The organism is Anoxybacillus sp. MB8, assembly GCF_011006755.1.
Classification (GTDB): Bacteria; Bacillota; Bacilli; order Bacillales; family Anoxybacillaceae; genus Anoxybacillus; species Anoxybacillus gonensis.
Genome location: NZ_RXXX01000005.1, coordinates 85,526 through 105,911, shown reverse-complemented (window position 1 = coordinate 105,911; position 20,386 = coordinate 85,526). Strand labels below are relative to the sequence as shown.

Here is a 20,386-nt window from a genome sequence, read left to right as displayed (position 1 = left end):
GCGCGCTGCCTCCTTCTTTTTCGGCCCGTTTATTTTCTAGTTTATGGCCGAGCCAAAAGAAGTAGCACTGTTTTATACAGGGGATTGAAGCGGGACGAACGGTCCTTCTTCCCCTTGAATATTGATTTTTGCTTCCGGAGCGGGTTCGGTAAATTGTCCGGTATTGCTTAATGTGGCGAGCGGTTGTACCTTTCCGGTCGTTCCGATTTGAAGGACGGATGAGTTCGTGAGCGAGCCGATTTTTAATTGATGAATGGAAATCGTTTGTTGAATATAAAAGTTCATGTTCCCACCTCGCTAGGCGTTTCCGGTAATATTGCTATCGGCAATATCACGGTCGTTCGTATTCGTGTTGCTATATTGGTTATAAATATGCAAGCCGTCTCCTGTATTAAATGAACCAGCGCCAGCAAACGTTTTCGCTACGCTGTATGGAGAGATGGCAAATACATCGCCGATATGAAACACGCCGCCGCTTCCGATGCTGTTAATTTGGACTGCTCCAACAATGGCAGGCATCGGCTATCCCTTGCTTTTTACGTTGCCATCGGCGATGTCTGGATCGATTGTATTTGTAAAGCTGATGAACGTGTTCGTTTGTAAAAAATCTCCTGTATTTCCGCCGCCAGCGCCGGCGAGCGATTTCGATGAACTTTTTGGTGCGATTTGCAACGTATCGCCGAAATTGACGGTCGCGTCGCTACTGACGTTCGTAATTTTAATTGGACCTGCAATATAGGAAGGCATGGCCATCGTCCTTTCTCTCACTTTTCCTTACCTAATTATATGAAAACAATGAAAGAAATGTGCTCCACAAAAAGAAAGATATGTTATAATATTTCTGAAAAATGATAATTTTTAGATAAAAAAGTGGGGGATTGGGGATGAATGTGCCATTAGTATTAACGCATTTTTTAGATCGCGCCGTATCGCTTTATGGGGATAAAGTCGGCGTCATTAGCGAAGAAAAATCGTTGACGTATCGCGAGCTGTATGAACGTGTGAACCAATTGTCGCACGGGTTAAGCGATATAGGAGTGAAAAAAGGAGATCGTGTCGCTTATTTAGCCCCAAATACGTTAGAAATGCTTGAAGGGTTTTATGGGGTGTTTCAAACAGGGGCAATTATGGTACCGTTAAACATTCGTTTAAAGCCAGACGATTACGTATTTATTTTAAACCATAGCGAAAGTAAAGTGTTGTTCGTCGATGCGGAGCTATATCATTTAATTGCGCCAGTCAAAAACGAGTTGCAAACAGTTGAGCATATCATTGTGCACAGCAAAACGGACGACATTGATGAAATCGCTTACGATACATGGCTTGCTCAATATACGACAGAGCCGTTTGTTCGTCCGGATATCGATGAAAACGACGTATGTAGTTTGTTATATACGAGCGGAACGACAGGAAATCCAAAAGGGGTAATGTTGACCCATCGCAACAACTATTTGCATGCGTTAAGTACGATGCACCATTTACGCGTGTCGGATCGGGATGTATATTTGCATATTTTGCCGATGTTCCACGTAAACGGATGGGGGGCACCGTTTTACTATACAGCGAACGGAGCGACGCACGTTTGCTTGCGTAAAGCGATTCCTGAAGTCATTTTTGAATACGTCAATAAATATAAAGTGACCGTTATGCATATGGCGCCAACGGTGTTAAATACGCTGTTGCAATATTATGAGCAACATGTGCCAACAATTGAGCATGATGTGCGTGTCGTCATTGCAGGTTCTGCGCCGCCGCCAGCATTTGTCACGCGCGTTGAAAAAGAATTAGGTTGGGAGTTTATTCAAGTGTACGGTATGACGGAATCATCGCCATTGAGCACGGTTTCTACCGTCCGTTCGCATTTGCAACATTTGCCGCTTAGCGATCAATATCGCATGAAAGCGAAAGCAGGTTATGCGATGATTGGCTGTGAAGTGAAAGTCGTCAATGAGCACGGGGAAGAAGTGCCGCGTGACGGAAAGTCGATCGGAGAAGTCATTGTGCGCAGCAACGGCGTAATGGCAGGATATTGGAAAAATCCAGAAGCGACAATGGAAACGATTCGTAACGGCTGGCTTCATACAGGAGATATGGCGACTGTCGATGCATATGGCAACATCGACATCGTTGATCGGAAAAAAGATATTATTATTAGCGGTGGGGAAAACATTTCATCGATTGAAGTTGAAGGGGTGTTGTACGAGCATCCAGCGGTGTTAGAGGCGGCAGTCATTGCTGTTCCGCATGAAAAATGGGGCGAAACGCCGCATGCGTTCGTCGTCGTCCGTCCAGGAAAAGAAGTGACCGAACAAGAGTTGATCGCCTTTTCACGCGAAAAACTTGCCCATTTTAAAGCCATCACCGGCGTCACATTCGTTCAAGAATTGCCAAAAACCGCATCAGGAAAAATACAAAAAGTACATTTGCGTAACGAATATTGGCAATCGATAGGAAAGACAGGAAGATATGTGAATTAATAAGGAAGAGCCGTTGTCGATTGACAGCGGTCTTTTTTTTCTTTACGCTGAAATGGAAAAGGAGGGAGATTATGCGTATTTCAATGATTGATGCGGTGCGTGGTTTTGCGTTGTTTGGCATTTTGCTTGTGAACGTTCTTGATTTTTCACTTCCGACGCTGTATGTCGATGCCACGGTGTTTGCGAAAGATGGGCTTGATCGCTTCCTGCTCGCATTTGTTGATATATTTGCGCAAGCGAGCTTTTATCCGCTTTTTTCGATGTTGTTCGGCTGGGGAGCATGGATCATGCTTGACAAAGGGGGCGAGAAATTCCGGATCACTTTTTTACGCCGCTTGTTTGCGTTGTTGTTATTTGGGATGTTTCATGCGTTTTTCATTTGGCATGGCGATATTTTAATTGGTTATGCGATCGTTGGGTTGTTTCTTTTTCCGTTTTTTCGGGCAAGGGCAAAGACGTTGCGGCGCTTTGCGCTTTCGCTTTGGGGCGGTTGGGCTGGCGTTTCAACGATTTTGATGTGGGTGATGTGGAAACAATATGGCGATGTCGATTTTTCAGAGCCGACGTTAGCGAAGCAAGCTGTCGCGAACTACCAACAAGGGACATGGGAACAAATTTTTATGCAGCGAGCGTATGATTGGTTGTACGTCAACTCGTTTACACAAGCGTTCATTTTTATTTTAACGATTTTGCCGTTTTTTTTATTTGGGGCATATATCGCAAAAGAAAAATGGTTTCATGACATGAACATAAATCGCGCAACGATAAACAAGTGGTGCATCGGTTCGTTCGTTGTCGGCGTCATTTTTAAAATGTTGCCTTGTGTCGAAAAAAATATTGTGACAACGTATGCGCAAGATATGATTGGAGGACCTGCGCTTGCTTTGTTTTATTTTACTGCGTTTTCGCTTATGGCATCGCAAGTCGTTCATGTTTTTGCTCCTGTTGGCAAAATGGCGTTAACAAATTATTTGACGCAATCGATCATTTGTACGACGTTGTTTTATTCATATGGCTTCGGATGGTATGGAAAAGTAACACCGAAACAAGCGCTCGCTGTCGCATGTATCGTATATGTCATTCAAGTCGTATGGAGCCATTGGTGGTTGAAAACATATCGCATCGGACCGATGGAGCGAGTATGGCGATGGATGACGTACGGACAAAAGAAAACGACATGAACAGATCATGTCGTACAAGGCTTGTCCTCTTTTTCTTTATGGAAAAGCACGGCTTCTTTTAAATGTTTGTTTAACAATTCATCGAGCTCTTGACTGCATTGGATCGTTTCTTTCGCAGAAAAACCGTACGTTTGCGCCAATTCAATTAATTGTCGTCTTTTCTTTTCGATGAGGGAAAGAGACATAAATTTCACCAACATTTTTCATTTTCGTTAACAGTCTGTAAACAACTGTATGTATAAACTATTATACATATTCTGAAGAAAAAGGAAATAGTATAATATGCTGAAAAATAATTTTTTTACAAAGGAGTTTACACGTGAAAAAGAGAAAATAGTGATGTTCGATCATACGAAAGAGGGGATGGAAAATGAAATTTGTGACAGCATACGCACGATCGGATGTGTTTGTCGGGGTTGTACACGAGCAAAAGGTCGTTCATTTATCGAAAGCGGATGAAACGATACCGAATACGATGATCGAATGTCTCGAACTTGGCGAATCGTTTATTGAAAAAGTGCAGCGTGTGCTTGAGCGCGCACAGCGAGAGTGGACGTATGATCTTCACGATGTGCAGTTGCTTGCGCCGATTCCACGTCCGACAAAAAACATTTTTTGCATCGGAAAAAATTATGCCGATCATGCGCAAGAAATGGGAGGCGTAGCGGATCGCGAAAATATGATTGTATTTTCGAAAGCGCCAACGACAGTGATCGGGCATGGGGCACCGATTTTACGCCATGCGGATGTGACCGATCAGCTAGATTATGAAGGAGAACTTGCGATTGTGATTGGGAAGAAGGGGAAAGCCATTCCGAAAGAACAGGCGCTTGATTACGTGTTTGGTTATACGATCGTAAACGATGTGACTGCGCGCGATTTACAAGAAAGACATAAACAATATTTGCTTGGCAAAAGCTTAGATACGTCATGTCCGATGGGACCGTGGATCGTTCATCGGTCAGCGATCGCTCATCCGCATGCGTTACATATTGAAACGAGAGTAAATGGCGAAGTGAGACAATCGGCAACGACAGCGCAATTTATTTTCGACATTCCAACAATTATTGCGACGTTGTCGAAAGGGATGACGTTAGAGCCGGGGGATGTCATTGCGACAGGAACGCCAGCCGGTGTTGGAAAAGGAATGAATCCGCCGCGCTTTTTACAGTCGGGGGATGTGATTGAAATTACGATTGATCAAATCGGGACGTTACGGAATGTAGTCAAATAAAAAGTAATGTATCCAACATTGGAGATATATCTGCCATACGACGTTACGGAATGTAGTCAAATAAAAAGCTGGGGTGCCCCAGCTTTTTACTGTTCAAATACTTTTTTCACTTTTTCAATGGCCCAGTCGAGCTCTTCTTTTGTAATGACGAGCGGTGGAGCGAAGCGGATGACTGTATCATGCGTCTCTTTACATAATAGCCCTTCTTGTTGTAGTTTTTCACAATATGGGCGTGCCGCAACGTGCAGTTCAACACCGATAAATAGTCCTCTTCCGCGCACTTCTTTAATGTGCGGATGATGAATTTCGCGCAATTTTTCTTGGAAATATTGACCGAGCTCAAATGAGCGCTCTGGCAATTTTTCTTCAACGATGACATCAAGCGCAGCGATCGAAACAGCGCAAGCGAGCGGATTTCCACCGAACGTCGATCCGTGCGATCCCGGATTAAATACGCCGAGAATATCTTTGTTTGCAGCGACGCATGAAATTGGAAATACGCCACCACCGAGCGCTTTACCGAGAATGTACATATCTGGCTCGACTTCTTCCCAATCGCACGCAAACATTTTACCAGAACGGCCAAGACCGGATTGAATTTCGTCGGCGATGTATAGCACGTTATGTTGTTTACATACGTCATATGCGGCTTTTAAAAATCCTTCTGGCGGAATGTTAATGCCTGCTTCCCCTTGAATTGGTTCAAAAATAAACGCTGCTGTATTTGGTGTAATCGCTTGCTTAAGCGCTTCTACATCGCCGAACGGAATGACTTTAATGCCTGGAAGCATCGGACCGAATCCGCGTTTGTACTCTGGATTTGACGACATCGATACAGCTGTCATCGTTCGACCGTGGAAGTTATCTTCACAAACGATAATTTCCGCTTGATCGGCAGGAACGCCTTTGACGTCATACGCCCAGCGGCGCGCCGCTTTGACGGCTGTTTCTACCGCTTCTGCCCCTGTGTTCATCGGTAAAACCATCTCTTTTTTCGTTAATTTCGCGACTTTTTCATACCATGGACCGAGTTGGTCGTTATGGAATGCTCGTGATGTTAATGTAATTTTATTTGCTTGTTCAATGAGCGCTTGGACGATGCGCGGATGGCGATGTCCTTGGTTCACCGCGGAGTAAGCGCTTAACATATCCATATAACGATTCCCTTCAGGATCTTCTACCCATACACCTTCGCCTTTCGATAAAACGACTGGAAGAGGATGATAGTTGTTTGCGCCGTACTTTTCTGTTAGTTCGATGATTTGTGCTGTTTTCACGTCAATCCCTCCTATTTCGGTAGTCACATATATAACATACTTGAAGTGAATATAGAAAGTAAATAGAAAAGGTGAGCGTTTTCTTTTTCAAATGTCATACAGACATGTTATGATTGGCATATATAAGGTTGATAGAAAGGAGCATATTTATGACACATGCACATATTACGACGTGGGTTGTTGCGCTCATTTTATTTGTCGTTGCGATTGCGTTTCAAGCAAAAGGACATGAAAAAACAAAAATGGTACACATGTTATTGCGCTTATTTTACATTTTCATTATTGCGACAGGCGCTTGGATTTTACATAGCATGTCCTCATTCCCGTTCCTTTATATCGTGAAAGTGATTGTCGGTCTATGGGTGATCGGAACGATGGAAATGATTCTCGTTCGGACGGCGAAAGGAAAAAACACGAACGTTCTTTGGCTTCAGTTCATTGTTGCGTTTGTGGTCGTGTTATATCTCGGATTTAAATTACCGTTTGGCTTTTCTTTCTTTTCGTAAAGTTGGCATATTCGCCAACTTTTATCTTTTTCTACCATATGGAAATGTGCTATAATAAAATTGAATGATAATTCTAAAAATATAAAGAGAAAGAAAGAGTGGGAAAAAGGGGATGAAATTATTTCAAACCGTTTGCAACACGTTTGCGGATTGGGAACGATGGGTGAGCGACTATCGTTTATATGAGTACGACCAGCTAACGATTTTCGTTTCCTCGCTTTCTCCTTCGTTTCGGATGCAAATGGAACAGTACGTGCAGCATCATTTGCCTCAAGCGCAGCTTTTTCCGATGATTGGGGATGCATCGGAACAAGCCGTCATTTGTGCCCTCGTTTTTGATGATTGTCGGGCGGATATGGACGAAATGCGTCAAAAAATGAAAATATCTGAACAATATTACCGCTCTTTATTTGAACATAATCCAGATATTGTATATTCCACCGATTTAGAAGGCAATTTCACAAGCGTCAATCCTGCGTTTGAACGAGTATTTGGGTATAAGGCAGAGGAGATTTTGCATTCAAACTCGCTTCATTACATTAAAAAAGAAGATATTCCGCGCGTGCGCCGCTATTTTTATCGCGCGTTAAAAGGGAAAGTGCAACAATACAATTTAGAAATTCCATCGAAATCAGGAAAAGTGTATTTGTTCCAAATTAAAAACGTTCCGATTATCGTTGACGGAAAAAAGGTGGGCATTTATGGCATCGGTCGCGACATTACTGAACAAAAGCGCGCGGAAGAGCATATAAAATATATCGCCTATCACGATGTCGATACGGGGCTCCCGAACCGATTGAATTTTACAAACATCGTAAAACAAGCGATCGATCAAGCGAAAGAAACAGGCAACACGCTTGCAGTATTGTTTGTGGATATGGATCGTTTTAAAATCGTGAACGATACGATCGGCCATTACGGCGGGGATGAAATATTAAAACAAATAGCGGAACGAATCAAAAACGTATTGCCCCAAGGGGCCCATTTAGGTCGTTTCGGTGGCGATAAGTTTAGCCTGTTGTTTACTGAGCAAGTGGATATGCATACGGTCGTTGAATGGACGAAAAAGTTGCTTCAACATATTGCCGTGCCGATTGTATATGAAGAAAAAGAGTTTTTTTTAACCGCAAGCGTCGGGATTAGTTTTTACCCAGCGGACGGTGTCGATGCCCAATCGCTATTAAAAAATGCAGATACAGCGGTGAATCGCGCGAAACAAACAGGCGGCAACGGCGTGAAATTGTATGCGACGAAAATGAACGAGCAAGTGATGTATCGCGTCGAGCTTGAGCGATATTTGCGAAAGGCGCTTGAAAAAAACGAATGTTTTCTCGTTTATCAACCGATTGTGGACTTAGTGACCGGAAAAATCATTGGCAGTGAAGCGTTGTTGCGCTGGAAACATCCGAAAATCGGCCTTGTTTCCCCGCTTGAGTTTATTCCAATCGCAGAAGAAATTGGCTTCATCCACGATCTTGGGCGCTGGGTGCTTACTGAAGCGTGCATGCAAACGAAAACGTGGCACGAGCTCGGATTTGATTCATTCATGGTTTCTGTCAATGTTTCAGCGACGCAATTTCAACATCCGACGTTTTTTGAAGATGTGCAACAAGCACTGAAACAGTCACAGCTTCCTGCGCATTGTTTACATTTGGAATTAACAGAAAGCTCGATGTTGCGCAACATGTATTACAGCATTCACGTCATGAAGCAGCTTCAACAGCTTGGTGTACATGTGTCGATTGATGATTTTGGCACAGGCTATTCGTCGCTTAGCTATTTAAAACATTTGCCAATTCATACGTTAAAAATTGACCGATCGTTCATTTACCAACTTCATAAAGATCGTTCGGACATTGCGATCGTCAAATCGATTATTACGATGGGGCATGGCTTGCGCCTAAAAGTTGTTGCAGAAGGTGTAGAAACGGCTGAACAAATGAAATTGTTGAAACGATTAAAATGTCATTATGCGCAAGGGTATGCGATTTTCAAACCGCTTCCTGCGGAACAATTTGAAAAACAAGTGTTACAAGGAAGCGAATCTACTATTCAATGATCGAGTTGAACGCCAATGACTTTTTTCCCTGTTTGCAACGTAAGCTCGAATCGATGTTGTTTGTCGTCAAAATAATGTTGCACGTTGCACATATCGAGTGAGTTATCAAACATTAAAAAATTCACCCCTTTTTCAGCAAATAACATATAATTGTAGCAATACAAACAATCGTATACGGAAAAGTTCCATTCGTTAATTAAATGAATAAAATGGAAAAACGCGTGATCGGGTAGCTGTGACAGCCATTGTTCGTATGCGTGCGACAACGGTTTGATGTAGCGAAGGCGATCACCGTTTTTTAATGTGTACCGTTCTGTCACATATATGTCCCCATCTTCACCAAGCCATCCTTTTACCCATTGCCCGAAGCGAAAAAGTTCGACTTCCTCAGGTAAACTCGTTAATTCATGTGCTTCATCTTCGTCATCGAAAAATATCCATTCTCCGTTTACTTGTTCAACAACACCGTACACGTAAGCCCGTTTTTGTGTGCGCAATGATGCAAGGCGATCCATGATGATTTCCTCCTTCATGTCAATTCCTTCCGTACGCCATTATAGACAACTCATCATTTATATAAACGATGCATAAAATAAAAGCATGCTTCATACTTGTTCACAACAGAAGGGAATGATGAATGTGTGCGGAATTACCGGATGGGTTCATTTTGGGCGACATATACGCCAAGAGAAAGACACGGTGCTTGCGATGGCCAATACGCTTTCGTTGCGGGGGCCTGATGATACGAACGTATGGCTTGACGATCATGTCGCATTTGGACATAAGCGGCTTGTTGTCGTTGACCCAGCAGGTGGCGTACAGCCGATGACGCGAATGAAAAATGGTCATCGTTATACGATTTGTTATAATGGAGAGCTATATAATACAGAAGATATTCGAAAACAGTTATTGAAAAACGGATATACGTTTCAAGGGCATTCCGATACGGAAGTGTTGCTTACCGCATACATGGAATGGCGTGAACAATGTGTCGATCATCTGAACGGCATTTTTGCGTTTGCGGTGTGGGACGATGAACGAAAGCAACTCTTTTTAGCGCGCGATCGTTTAGGAGTGAAGCCGTTGTTTTATCGCTATGAACAAGGGGAGTTTTTATTCGCTTCAGAAATAAAAGCGATTTTGGCTCATCCAAACGTTCGTGCCGAAATTGATCGTGAAAGTTTATGTGAAATTTTAGCGCTCGGCCCTTCGCGCACACCGGGGCATGGCGTGTTTCGAACGATTTATGAATTGCGCCCGGCTCATGCGATGATCGTTCAGCAAAGCGGCGTACGTCAATGGCGATATTGGAACGTAAAAAGCGCACCGCATGAGCATTCCTTTCATGAAACGGTAGAACATATTCGGACGTTGTTGATCGATGCGATTACGCGACAACTCGTTTCCGATGTACCTGTTTGTACGTTTTTATCGGGTGGGGTCGATTCGAGCGCGATTACGGCGATTGCAGCGAAGGCGTTTGAACGTGAAGGGAAAGCTCCTCTTCATACGTATTCCATTGATTACGAAGAAAATGAACAATATTTTACAGCGAACGCATTTCAACCGAACAGTGACGGACCGTGGATTAAACAAATGTCGGATGCATTCCAAACCGTTCATCATACGTGCATCATTTCCCAACAACAATTAGCCGATGATTTAAAAGAAGCAGTCATTGCCCGTGATTTGCCGGGAATGGCGGATATTGATTCGTCGCTTCTTTGGTTTTGCCGTCAAATAAAGCAACAGTTTGTCGTTAGTTTATCAGGTGAATGTGCAGACGAAATTTTCGGAGGCTATCCGTGGTTCCATAGAAAAGAAGATTTTGAGCGAGACGGATTTCCGTGGATGCGCTCGTTAGATGAGCGATTCGATCTTCTCAATGAAACGTGGCGTGAAAAACTTCCGCTTCATGAGTATGCCGATATGCGTTATAAAGAAACGCTTCGTGAAGTTCCTCACGCAGACGGAGAAAGCGCAGAAGAAGCGCGCCGCCGCGAATTGTTTTATTTAAATATGATTTGGTTTATGACGACGTTGTTAGATCGGAAAGACCGCATGAGCATGGCGGCAAGTTTAGAAGTGCGCGTACCGTTTGCCGATCATCGCCTCGTTGAGTATGTATGGAACATTCCGTGGGAGATGAAAATGTACAACAATCGTGAAAAAGGAATTTTACGCAAAGCGCTTGAAGGAATTTTACCAGATGACGTGTTGTATCGGAAAAAAAGCCCATATCCGAAAACACATCATCCGCGTTATACGGACATCGTTGCTGAACGGCTAGAGACGATTTTAACGAATCGCTCGTCCGTTTTATATGAACTGTTTGATCGAAAGAAGTTAAAGGAATTAGTGGAAACGAAAGGACAGTCGTTTCGCATCCCGTGGTTCGGTCAACTCATGTCCGGTCCGCAGCTGTTAGCGTATTTCGTTCAATTTCATGAGTGGTTTGAGCATTACAACATTCATTTAAAAGACAGCTAAAAAACGGCTGTCTTTTTTCTTTCCTGTTTTTAATTTATCTTGTATAATGTTTGTATAACTTTTGTTCAATAGGAGTGAATAGTGTGAAAAAAATTGTTGTCGTCGGAGCGGGACCTGGTGGGCTTGCTGCCGCGATGTTGCTTGCTGCGAAAGGATATGATGTGTCTGTATTTGAGAAAAAACCGTACGTAGGAGGACGAAATGGACGATTTGAGCTCGGTGAATACCGTTTTGATATCGGTCCGACGTTTTTAAGCATGCCTCATATCATTGAAGAGTTATTTGCAGCAGCAGGAAGAAACATACACGACTATGTCCAACTTGTCGAATTAGATCCGATGTATGAACTCGTTTTTCATGATGTCAAGTTAGCGATGACGATGAATCGGAAAAAAATGAAAGAACAAATCGCTGTGCTATTTCCTGGGAACGAAGACGGTTATGAGCGGTTTATCAATGAAAATGAGCGGAAGTTGCAGGCGCTCGCACCGATTTTGCAAAGTAAAATGGATCGATTGTACCACTATTTGCGTCCGGCCGTGTTAAAAGCGTTGCCGCAGTTGACGTTGTCACAATCACTATACGATGTATTAAGCCGATATTTTGATGATGAGCGCCTTCGGTTAGCGTTTACGTTTCAAGCGAAATATTTAGGGATGTCCCCATGGGAATGTCCCGGTGCGTTTTCCATTTTATCTTACATGGAGCATGCGTACGGCATTTATCACGTCATCGGCGGGTTAAATGAAATTCCAAAAGCGATGGCGCGCATCGTTGAAGAATATGGAGGGCGCGTGCATGTGAGCGCAGGGGTGCGAAAGCTTTGGCTTGACGGAACGACTGTGAAAGGGGTCATATTAGAAAACGGTGAAAAAGTAATGGCGGATGAAGTCATTATAAATGCTGATTTTGCCCATGCGATGACGAACCTCGTCGATGACGGTGTATTAAAAAAATATCGCAAAGAAAAGTTGCAAAAAAAGAAATATTCATGTTCGACATTTATGATGTACGTCGGGATAAACAAGCCGGTTGATCTTGCTCATCATACGATTATATTTGCGGACGATTACAAGCGAAACGTCGATGAAATTACGAAAGAAAAAACGATTCCACACGATCCGTCCATTTACGTGCAACATGCTGCCGCAACAGATGCGACGGTCGCTCCGAAAGGAAAAAGTGCGCTTTACATTTTAGCGCCTGTGCCGAACAATACGAGCGGTATTGATTGGGAAAAAGAGAAAGAGCCGTTTCGCCGAAAACTATGGGATACGCTATGTAAAAAATTAGGGTGGAAACAGATGGAGCGACATATTGAATGCGAAAAAATCATTACACCGCATGATTGGGAGCATGATGTATTCGTTTATGAAGGAGCGACGTTTAATTTAGGCCATCAGTTGTCGCAAATGATGGTGTTTCGTCCACATAACGAATTTGAAGAACTAAATCATTGTTGGCTCGTCGGTGGCGGGACGCATCCGGGAAGCGGTTTGCCGACTATTTTTGAATCAGCTCGTATTACAGCAAACGGCATACTACAAGCACATCGTCAACCGCTTATTCCAGTTGGCGACTTGCCGAAGCGGAGGGAAGCATAATGAACATTGCAGTCGTCGGTGGAGGCATTGGCGGCATGATGACGGCGCTATTGCTTGCAAAGCGGGGGGCACATGTGACAGTTTTTGAGAAAAATGATCGGCTTGGCGGTCGGCTTTCGTTTATGGAGCGAGACGAGTTCCGCATTGACGCCGGTCCAACGATCGTATTGTTGCCAGAAAAATTGCGGACGTTTCTCTCCGACGTTGGCGTAACGGAAGATGAATACGAGCTTGTTCGGTGCGATCCGATGTATACGATTCATTTTGCAGACGGTATATCGTACACAAAGTATGCGGATGAGGAAAGACAAAGAGAAGAAATTGCTCGTCTGTTTCCAGGGGAAGAAAAAGGATTTCAACGTTTTATGAATGAGATGAAGGAAATTTTCGGAAAGGGCGATGAGCTCATTTTAAAAAAAACATTCTTAAAGAAACGAACGTTTTTCACGAAAGAAACGATGGCGCTTTTTTCGCGCATGCGCGCCTATCAATCTGTGAAAACGAACATGGCCCGTTATTTTCACGATGAACGGTTGCAGCTTGCTTATTCGTTACAAACGTTATATATTGGCGGCAATCCGTATGCAACGCCATCGCTTTACTCGCTCGTTTCGTTTAGCGAGCATGCGCACGGCGTGTATTACGTAAAAGGTGGCTACGCAAGTCTCGTTTCTTTACTTACAAGAAAGCTAGAAGAAGCGGGTGTCACCGTCCGACTGCAAACGAAAATCGAGCGGTATGAAGTGAACGGATCGACTGTTGAGGCGCTTTATGTGAAAGGAGAAAAGTATCGTTTTGATGCATTTGTTATGAATACCGATGAGCCGACGATGATGACGAAAAAAAGAAGATGGATCCCATCATCGAGCTGTGTACTGCTTTATATGGGGGTTCGGAAAACGTACGATGCACCAATTCATCAATTTTTTTTACCCCATGATTTTCAACAACATATGGGCGATGTATTTGATCGCAAAGTCGTTCCACAAGATCCGTCATTTTATACGTTTTATCCGTCAGCGGTCGATCGTTCGCTCGCACCTGAAGGAAAAAGTGTGTTGTATGTGTTAATTCCTGTACCAGCTGGACGGCATATCGATTGGACGAAACAAGATCGTTGGATCGCCCGCATCGTCGATGAAGTAGAAAAACGGGCGTTTCCGAATGTCAAACAGGCGATCGAGTGGATGCACGTGCGTACGCCGCTTGATGCGCACAGAGAAGGGTTGTATGATGGCGGCATGTTTGGGATTGCACCGACGTTATTTCAATCCGGCCCATTTCGCCCACAAGTGAAGTCGACACGTTACGAAAACGTATATGGCGTTGGTGCGTCGATTCATCCCGGTGGCGGGGTGCCGGTTGTCATGCAAGGGGCAAAGTTATGTGCACAACAAATATCTCGTGATTGGAGTGGAGAATGATGAATATCAGGCAAGCGTATGCGCAATGTGAAGCGGTGACGGCACATCATTCGAAAACGTTTTATCGGGCATTTTCCGTTTTACCGTTACATGATCGTAATGCCATTTGGGCGATTTACGCATTTTGTCGTCGCGTCGATGATATTGTTGATGAAGGAACACAGCCACATCAACAACTACGACAGTTTGAAAAACAATGGGAATCGTTTTTAGGGGGATATACAGAAAATGACTTTATGTGGGTAGCGCTTCGCGACGTATTTTCCCGCTATGATATGGACGCTGAACCGTTTTCGCATATGATTGAAGGACAAAAAATGGATTTGACTGTTCATCGTTATGATACGTTTTCCCAGTTGTTGCGTTATTGTTATTGTGTCGCAAGCACCGTTGGCTTAATGTTATTGCCGATTTTAGCCCCGCATCGTCGCGAGCAGTTAAAAGAAAGCGCCATCGCGCTTGGAGAAGCGATGCAACTGACGAACATTTTGCGCGACGTCGGAGAAGATATAGCGCGTGGTCGTATTTATTTACCGCGTGAATGGATGAGCGTGTATGGAGTAAGTGAACAAGATATCGCTTTTGGTCGGGTGACGAACGCATTTATTGATTTATGGGAACATATTGCACAAAAGGCAGAAGAGAAATATACGTATGCCGAAGCGGCATTTTCGCTTTATCCGCTTTCAGCACGTTTTGCCGTACGGGGAGCGACATTGATGTACAAAAGCATTTTACACGTTGTTCGTGAGCAACAATATGACGTATTTGCGAAGCGGGCGTTTGTGTCGGAAGAACGAAAAAAAGCGTTGCTCCAACAAATTGGGGGCGAAAACGTTGAAGTGGGGTGAGCGCTTATACCGCCTTTTTCTCATTTGGTATGGATGCGGACTTGTACTCGTCGGTTTTCATCTTCTACCGCCGTGGTTAGAATGGGCGAACGTTGTTTTTTTAATGCTTGCGGGAATGATTGGTGCATTATTTTTAATTGAAAGGTACGGTCAACGGGGGATCATCGCAACAATTGCGATCTTCATTGGTACGATGGCGGTCGAGTATGTTGGGGCGACGTATAGTTTCATTTTTGGCTCATATGATTATACGAATCAATTTGGTCTGACCATATTTGGTGTTCCAATAGCGATTGGGTTCGCTTGGCTTGCCGTGATCGGTTGTACGCATGCGCTCGCGTTACGTTTCGTTCCGCCAATGAGACCTATTGTTGCTTCCGTTGTTGGCGCATCTTTGGCGGTTGTATTAGATTTAGTGATTGACCCGGTCGCATATGTTGCGAAACAATATTGGCTTTGGGAAGGAACGAGCATATATTATAACGTTCCGCTTCAAAATTTTGCTGGGTGGTTTGTTGTTGCGTTTGTCATTCATCTTTTATTGTTCGTTCTTCCTGGGCGCAAGGCAAGTTCAGAAAGGAGAGCCATTGTCCTGTTTTTCCTTCTTGACGCGATGTTTTTATTTCTTGCTTTACTAGAACAATTGTACGTTGCTTTTTTGCTTGGGTTATCGCTTGCGACGTTTATTTTTTGGAAATGGAGACGGTCGGCATGATTAAAGCGAAAAAAAGTCGTTCGTTTGAATGGATGTTTTCCCTTTACAACACATGGTTGTTGCGCACGTCGTTTCATCGGCTATATGTGCGTGGACGCATCGTGCGAACACCTGCGTTATATGTCGCGAATCATAGTTCATGGTGGGATGGGCTAATCGCCTTTCAATTGAGCCGTTTTCTGTTTCAACAAAATAGTTATGCGATGATGAGTGAAGAAGGGTTAAAACAATATCCGTTTTTTCGTAAGCTTGGCGGTTTTTCGATTGATCGGACGAAACGAAAAGAAATAATGAAGTCGCTTGACTACGCCGTTTCGTTATTGTGCGATAGAAAAAGTGTTTGGATGTTTCCACAAGGGGAAGAACAACATATTGAAAAACGTCCACTTCATTTTTTTACAGGGGCCATATATGTAGCGGAACGAGCGAACGTGCCGATCATACCGCTTGCGTTTTACCATAGTTTTCGTCACCATCGTAAGCCGGAATGGTTTATTCATATTGGCGAGCCGTTATGGGCGGCTCATATGGTGGGAAGCGATCGGAAGGAAAAAACGGCTGAACTCGAACGCATTTGCACCGCACAACTAGATGAAGTGAAGAGGTTGGTTGTGAGCGAACAGCTTCAATCGTTTACACGTTGGAACGGAGGGGCGTTATGATCGGGGTGTGGGTAAGTTTTTTCATTTGGACCGTTTTTAACGCTTTGTTTCTTATTTCGCTTCCGAAACGTCCACAAATCGTCGCTCGCCCGCTTGTCAGTGTCCTCGTTCCTCTTCGCAATGAAGAGCGGAATGTCGTGCGCCTCGTTCGTTCGTTAAAGCAGTTGACGTATGAGTCAGTCGAATTTTTGCTTCTTGATGACCAATCGACTGATCGCACGTATGAGTTATTGTTGAAAGAAACGAAAGAAGACGATCGTTTTCAAATATGGCAAGGGAAGCCTCTTCCTAACGGTTGGGTAGGGAAAGTGCATGCGTGTCATCAACTGGCGAAACAGGCGAAAGGGGCGTATTTGTTTTTTATTGATGCGGATGTCGAGTTAAAGCCCGCAGTCATTGAAAAATTGTTGGCGGTCGCAGCCGCGTATGATGCGAAATTAGTGACGGGCTTTCCGTCGTTTCATCCGTCGTCGCTTCCGTTGATCGGCAAATGGCTCGTGCCGTTGCAACATTTTTTTATTTTGTTTCATTTGCCTTTATTTTTAGCAAATTATACGCATATACGTTCGGCGACCGCAGCGCATGGGGCGTGTTTGTTTTTTGAACGCGCGGCGTATGAAGCGATCGGTGGGCATGCGTCTGTAAAAAGTGAGCTTGTTGAAGATGTAATGATTGCCCGCAAAATGAAAGAACATCGGTATCGTGTCATCCTTGCGAACGTAAGCACACATGTTGTTTGTTATATGTATGAAACGAATAAAGAAGTATGGGAAGGTTTTTTAAAAAATGTATATGTCGGGTTAAATCGCTCATCGTTTTTTGTCGTGATGCTCACGATGTTTTACGGACTATTTTACGTCGCACCGCTTGTTGTTGCTCCGTTGTCATTTATGTATGGAGCGGCGTATGCGACGCCACTCATCATCGTTATTGCTCAAAAAGCGTATGTCGAATGGAAGACGGAGCGCTCGATTTCGACGTGTTATTGGATGCCGATAAGTGCAGGAGCGTTTATCGCATTAATGTATGCATCGATGCGCGCGAAACGTTATGAATGGAAAGGGAGGACGTACACGTGAAAAAAGTCGTCATTATTGGCGGTGGGCTCGGTGGGTTGTCTGCCGCTGTGACGCTCGCCCATCGCGGTGTGGATGTGCAGTTATTTGAAAAAAATCGCCATTTTGGCGGGAAGTTAATGCCCGTTCAACTTGGCGACTATTATTTTGATTTTGGGCCGAATACGATTACGATGCCGTTTGTGTTTCGCCACGTCATTGAGCAAACAGGTGAGCGCCTTGAAGATTACATGACGTTTCGGAAATTGGCTGTCCATACGAAAAACGTGTACGAAGACGGCACAACGTTTTTTCTGTCAAGCGATCGCGACTATATGAAAGAGCAGCTTGCGCGTATTGATCGCATCGGGGCGTTGCGATACGACGATTTTATTCGCGAAGTGGAGCGGCTGTATAAACTCGCGAAAACGTACTTTTTTCCGCGCATGTTTCGCTCTTTTGTTGATTATATGTCGCCGTCGCTTGCGTTTGCTTTATTGAATGCGCGCCCGTTCGAAACGTTACATCATTTTTTTCAACGTTATTTTACAAACGAACATGTTATTCAAGCGTACGACCGTTATGCGACGTACATTGGCTCATCGCCGTATATGGCGCCAGCGACGTTTGCCATGATCGCTTATTTAGAAATGGTCGATGGCGTATATTACGTAGAAGGGGGAAATGCTCGTATTGCCGATACGTTTGCGATGCTTGCAAAACGAGCAGGGGCAACGTTACATACAAACCGAGCGGTCAAGCGTGTCATTGTGCATAACGGAGCGGTGAAAGGAGTGGAGCTTGAAGACGGGGAAAAGGTAGAAGCGGATGTCGTGATTATGAATGCCGATTTGTTACAGGCGTATCGCGAGCTCGTTGATCCTCACGATCGCTCGTATGAACGAGCCGAGCCGTCCATTTCCGCCTTTGTCATGTTAGTTGGAACGAAAGAAAAATGGGATGATTTAGCGCATCACAACGTGTTTTTCTCCCCTAATTATAAACAAGAGTTTGAACATATACTTGCTGGAAGGTATAGTGAACATCCGACGATATACGTTTGCGCGCCACCATTTACGAAAGAAGGGGCATCGTTGTTTGTGTTAGTGAATGCTCCGCCACTCACAAAAGATGGGCGTATGCAAGTCGATGAACAAGCATATAAGCAGCTTGTGTATGAACGGCTTCGCTCATACGGATTAAACGTTGTGCCAGACGTCGAACGCGTCATCACTCCGCTTCATATTGCTGAACAGTTTGGCGCATATCGCGGCGCATTGTATGGCGTGGCGTCGAATCGGCGGCGGGATACGTTTTTACGTCCGTCAAATGCATGTAAAGAAGTGAAAGGATTATATTTCGTTGGAGGGACGACCCACCCAGGAGGTGGATCGCCAATGGTTGTCATTAGTGGACAAAATGTCGCTCATCATTTGCTCGGTGTTAAGCTGTCGCTTCCTTTTTGACGAACGATTTTGTGCGCCATACATTTGATTTCCAGCGCCAATAGACGAGCAAGCCGCGCAGCCATTCGTCCGCCGTAAAGGCGAGCCAGATGCCAACTAAGCCGAGATCGAACGAAATGCCAAGAATATAGGCGAGCGGGACGCTGATCCCCCACATCGATGCGATACCGATGTAGACAGGAAATTTTACGTCGCCAGCCGCGCGTAAAGAGTTAATGATGACGAGATTAAACGAACGTCCGGGTTCGAGAAGCATCGTGAGTAAAATGAGCGTCCCGCCTGTTTCAATCATCCGATTGTTGCTTGTGAAAATGGAAAGCAGTTGATCGGAAAAGACGGAAAACACGGCCGCAACGGTAAACGAAATGATGACGGCGAGCCGTAAACTTCGCAAGCAGCGGGTATACGCCTCATGAAAGCGTTCCGCCCCAACGAGATGCCCGACGATAATTTGCGTCCCTTGCCCAATGGCAACGCTAAATAAAAAAATAAACATCATGATGTTTTGCGTATATACTCTTGTCGTTAACGCTTCTGTGCCAAGCATCGTAATGAAATAGGTGATGACAAGTTGTGATGTATTGTAAGCGACATGTTCACCGGCAGATGGAATGCCGATTTTTAATAATTGTTTGACGTAAGCAAATGAAAGCGCCTCTTTCGATAAAAGCGGGAGCGGATGCGAGAGACGTTTCATGATGAGAAAAAATCCAACAACAAGCCCGATCATCCGGCTGATCGTTGTTGACCAAGCGACCCCTTCAACACCTAAAACCGGTAAGCCAAACGGTCCGAACAATACGAAATAGTTGCCAATGATGTTTAATATGTTGACTCCAATCGTAATATTCATCATATCGCGTGTAAACCCGTAGCTGCGCAATATCGCCCCGAGCGTCATAATGAGCGCTTGCACAAATGAAAAACCACCAACAATCCATAAATAAGCACGCGCATCAGCCATTAGCTCGTTTGGAACGTTCATTACTTGAAGGAGATGATCGCTTCCTATCCAAAGCGCAACGCTTAATACGACGCCAAATAATAAATTTGCCCAAATGGAAGTAGCTCCAATATAGGAAGCTGTTTTTTCATCGTTTGCCCCAGCATATTGTGCAATTAAAATCGATGTTCCTGTTGCGATAAAGCCAAACATGACAACGACCATAAACAATAACTGATTGGCCACCCCGACAGCCGCAACCGCTTCATCTGTGTAGTGACTAAGCATAAACGTATCGGCATTGCCCGTCAACATATGAAGCGTCAATTCAATAAAAATGGGCCAAGTGAGCGCAAATAAAGAAAGCTTTTTTGCCAAACAAGACAACCCCTTTACGATTTCCGACTTGCAAACTGTTTTTATTTTAATGGATTGTTATAAT

General features: G+C 44.2%; 20 protein-coding genes. 13 read left to right on the top strand and 7 right to left on the bottom strand.

From position 1 onward, the window contains the following. Positions 1–72 precede the first annotated feature (72 nt). From EKC99_RS03600 to EKC99_RS03590, 3 genes are read right to left on the bottom strand one after another with little or no spacing between them, the layout of a single operon-like run. Complete coding sequence (locus tag EKC99_RS03600; protein ID WP_035064814.1) at positions 73–285, bottom strand: spore germination protein GerPB; 213 nt, start codon at positions 283–285, stop codon at positions 73–75. 12 nt (positions 286–297) lie between these two features. Next, complete coding sequence (locus tag EKC99_RS03595; protein ID WP_009361957.1) at positions 298–519, bottom strand: spore germination protein; 222 nt, start codon at positions 517–519, stop codon at positions 298–300. A gap of 3 nt (positions 520–522) precedes the next feature. After that, a complete protein-coding gene (locus EKC99_RS03590; RefSeq protein WP_009361956.1) occupies positions 523–747 on the bottom strand; it encodes a spore germination protein in 225 nt (74 codons plus the stop codon). Positions 748–884: 137 nt separating this feature from the next. Between EKC99_RS03590 and EKC99_RS03585 the strand changes: the two genes are divergently transcribed. After that, complete coding sequence (locus tag EKC99_RS03585; protein ID WP_163150573.1) at positions 885–2,477, top strand: long-chain-fatty-acid--CoA ligase; 1,593 nt, start codon at positions 885–887, stop codon at positions 2,475–2,477. A gap of 71 nt (positions 2,478–2,548) precedes the next feature. Beyond that, positions 2,549–3,658 (top strand): DUF418 domain-containing protein, encoded by a 1,110-nt coding sequence (locus EKC99_RS03580; RefSeq protein ID WP_163150571.1) that lies wholly within the window; start codon positions 2,549–2,551, stop codon positions 3,656–3,658. Positions 3,659–3,663: 5 nt separating this feature from the next. Here EKC99_RS03580 and EKC99_RS03575 read toward each other — a convergent pair whose 3' ends face one another. Beyond that, positions 3,664–3,843: an aspartyl-phosphate phosphatase Spo0E family protein gene (locus EKC99_RS03575; RefSeq protein ID WP_020424565.1), complete on the bottom strand. Its 180-nt coding sequence runs from the start codon at positions 3,841–3,843 to the stop codon at positions 3,664–3,666. A gap of 185 nt (positions 3,844–4,028) precedes the next feature. Between EKC99_RS03575 and EKC99_RS03570 the strand changes: the two genes are divergently transcribed. Next, on the top strand, positions 4,029–4,892 hold the full coding sequence (locus EKC99_RS03570; RefSeq protein ID WP_163150569.1) for a fumarylacetoacetate hydrolase family protein: 864 nt from the start codon (positions 4,029–4,031) through the stop codon (positions 4,890–4,892). Positions 4,893–4,978: 86 nt separating this feature from the next. Here the strand turns inward: EKC99_RS03570 and EKC99_RS03565 are convergent, their stop codons facing one another. Next, a complete protein-coding gene (locus tag EKC99_RS03565; protein ID WP_009361952.1) occupies positions 4,979–6,169 on the bottom strand; it encodes an ornithine--oxo-acid transaminase in 1,191 nt (396 codons plus the stop codon). Between the two features lie 149 nt (positions 6,170–6,318). Here EKC99_RS03565 and EKC99_RS03560 point away from each other — a divergent pair, with 149 nt between their 5' ends. Both EKC99_RS03560 and EKC99_RS03555 read left to right on the top strand, forming a co-directional pair. Beyond that, complete coding sequence (locus EKC99_RS03560; RefSeq protein ID WP_019417927.1) at positions 6,319–6,675, top strand: YisL family protein; 357 nt, start codon at positions 6,319–6,321, stop codon at positions 6,673–6,675. A 112-nt stretch (positions 6,676–6,787) separates the two neighbouring features. Next, positions 6,788–8,734 carry an EAL domain-containing protein gene (locus EKC99_RS03555; RefSeq protein WP_163150568.1) on the top strand — a complete coding sequence of 649 codons (1,947 nt, stop codon included), beginning with the start codon at positions 6,788–6,790 and terminating at the stop codon, positions 8,732–8,734. On the opposite strand, the gene EKC99_RS03550 is transcribed toward EKC99_RS03555, so the two are convergent. Continuing rightward, positions 8,728–9,249, bottom strand: coding sequence for a DUF2777 family protein (locus tag EKC99_RS03550; protein ID WP_163150566.1), 522 nt, complete (start codon positions 9,247–9,249; stop codon positions 8,728–8,730). The genes EKC99_RS03555 and EKC99_RS03550 overlap by 7 nt on opposite strands. A 124-nt stretch (positions 9,250–9,373) precedes the next feature. Between EKC99_RS03550 and asnB the strand changes: the two genes are divergently transcribed. From asnB to EKC99_RS03510, 8 genes are all read left to right on the top strand, one after another. Further along, a complete protein-coding gene (asnB, locus tag EKC99_RS03545; RefSeq protein ID WP_035064824.1) occupies positions 9,374–11,224 on the top strand; it encodes an asparagine synthase (glutamine-hydrolyzing) in 1,851 nt (616 codons plus the stop codon). Between the two features lie 134 nt (positions 11,225–11,358). Continuing rightward, positions 11,359–12,828: a phytoene desaturase family protein gene (locus EKC99_RS03540; protein ID WP_240468794.1), complete on the top strand. Its 1,470-nt coding sequence runs from the start codon at positions 11,359–11,361 to the stop codon at positions 12,826–12,828. Beyond that, entirely contained in the window at positions 12,828–14,252 is a 1,425-nt protein-coding gene (locus EKC99_RS03535; RefSeq protein WP_163150561.1) for a phytoene desaturase family protein, read from the top strand. The genes EKC99_RS03540 and EKC99_RS03535 overlap by 1 nt, the downstream gene beginning before the upstream one ends. Then, on the top strand, positions 14,252–15,103 hold the full coding sequence (locus EKC99_RS03530; protein WP_082435671.1) for a phytoene/squalene synthase family protein: 852 nt from the start codon (positions 14,252–14,254) through the stop codon (positions 15,101–15,103). Before EKC99_RS03535 ends, EKC99_RS03530 begins: the two co-directional genes overlap by 1 nt. Continuing rightward, positions 15,090–15,818, top strand: coding sequence for a carotenoid biosynthesis protein (locus tag EKC99_RS03525; RefSeq protein WP_055440494.1), 729 nt, complete (start codon positions 15,090–15,092; stop codon positions 15,816–15,818). The genes EKC99_RS03530 and EKC99_RS03525 overlap by 14 nt, the downstream gene beginning before the upstream one ends. Next, positions 15,815–16,480: a lysophospholipid acyltransferase family protein gene (locus EKC99_RS03520; RefSeq protein WP_163150559.1), complete on the top strand. Its 666-nt coding sequence runs from the start codon at positions 15,815–15,817 to the stop codon at positions 16,478–16,480. Before EKC99_RS03525 ends, EKC99_RS03520 begins: the two co-directional genes overlap by 4 nt. Next, entirely contained in the window at positions 16,477–17,559 is a 1,083-nt protein-coding gene (locus EKC99_RS03515) for a glycosyltransferase family 2 protein (RefSeq protein ID WP_055440496.1), read from the top strand. The genes EKC99_RS03520 and EKC99_RS03515 overlap by 4 nt, the downstream gene beginning before the upstream one ends. Beyond that, the gene (locus EKC99_RS03510) at positions 17,535–19,001 is read left to right on the top strand and encodes a phytoene desaturase family protein (RefSeq protein WP_205597790.1); all 1,467 of its coding nucleotides are present in this window, start codon (positions 17,535–17,537) and stop codon (positions 18,999–19,001) included. Before EKC99_RS03515 ends, EKC99_RS03510 begins: the two co-directional genes overlap by 25 nt. Here the strand turns inward: EKC99_RS03510 and EKC99_RS03505 are convergent. Next, on the bottom strand, positions 18,979–20,331 hold the full coding sequence (locus tag EKC99_RS03505) for an MATE family efflux transporter (RefSeq protein ID WP_163150555.1): 1,353 nt from the start codon (positions 20,329–20,331) through the stop codon (positions 18,979–18,981). The genes EKC99_RS03510 and EKC99_RS03505 overlap by 23 nt on opposite strands. Positions 20,332–20,386 lie beyond the last annotated feature (55 nt).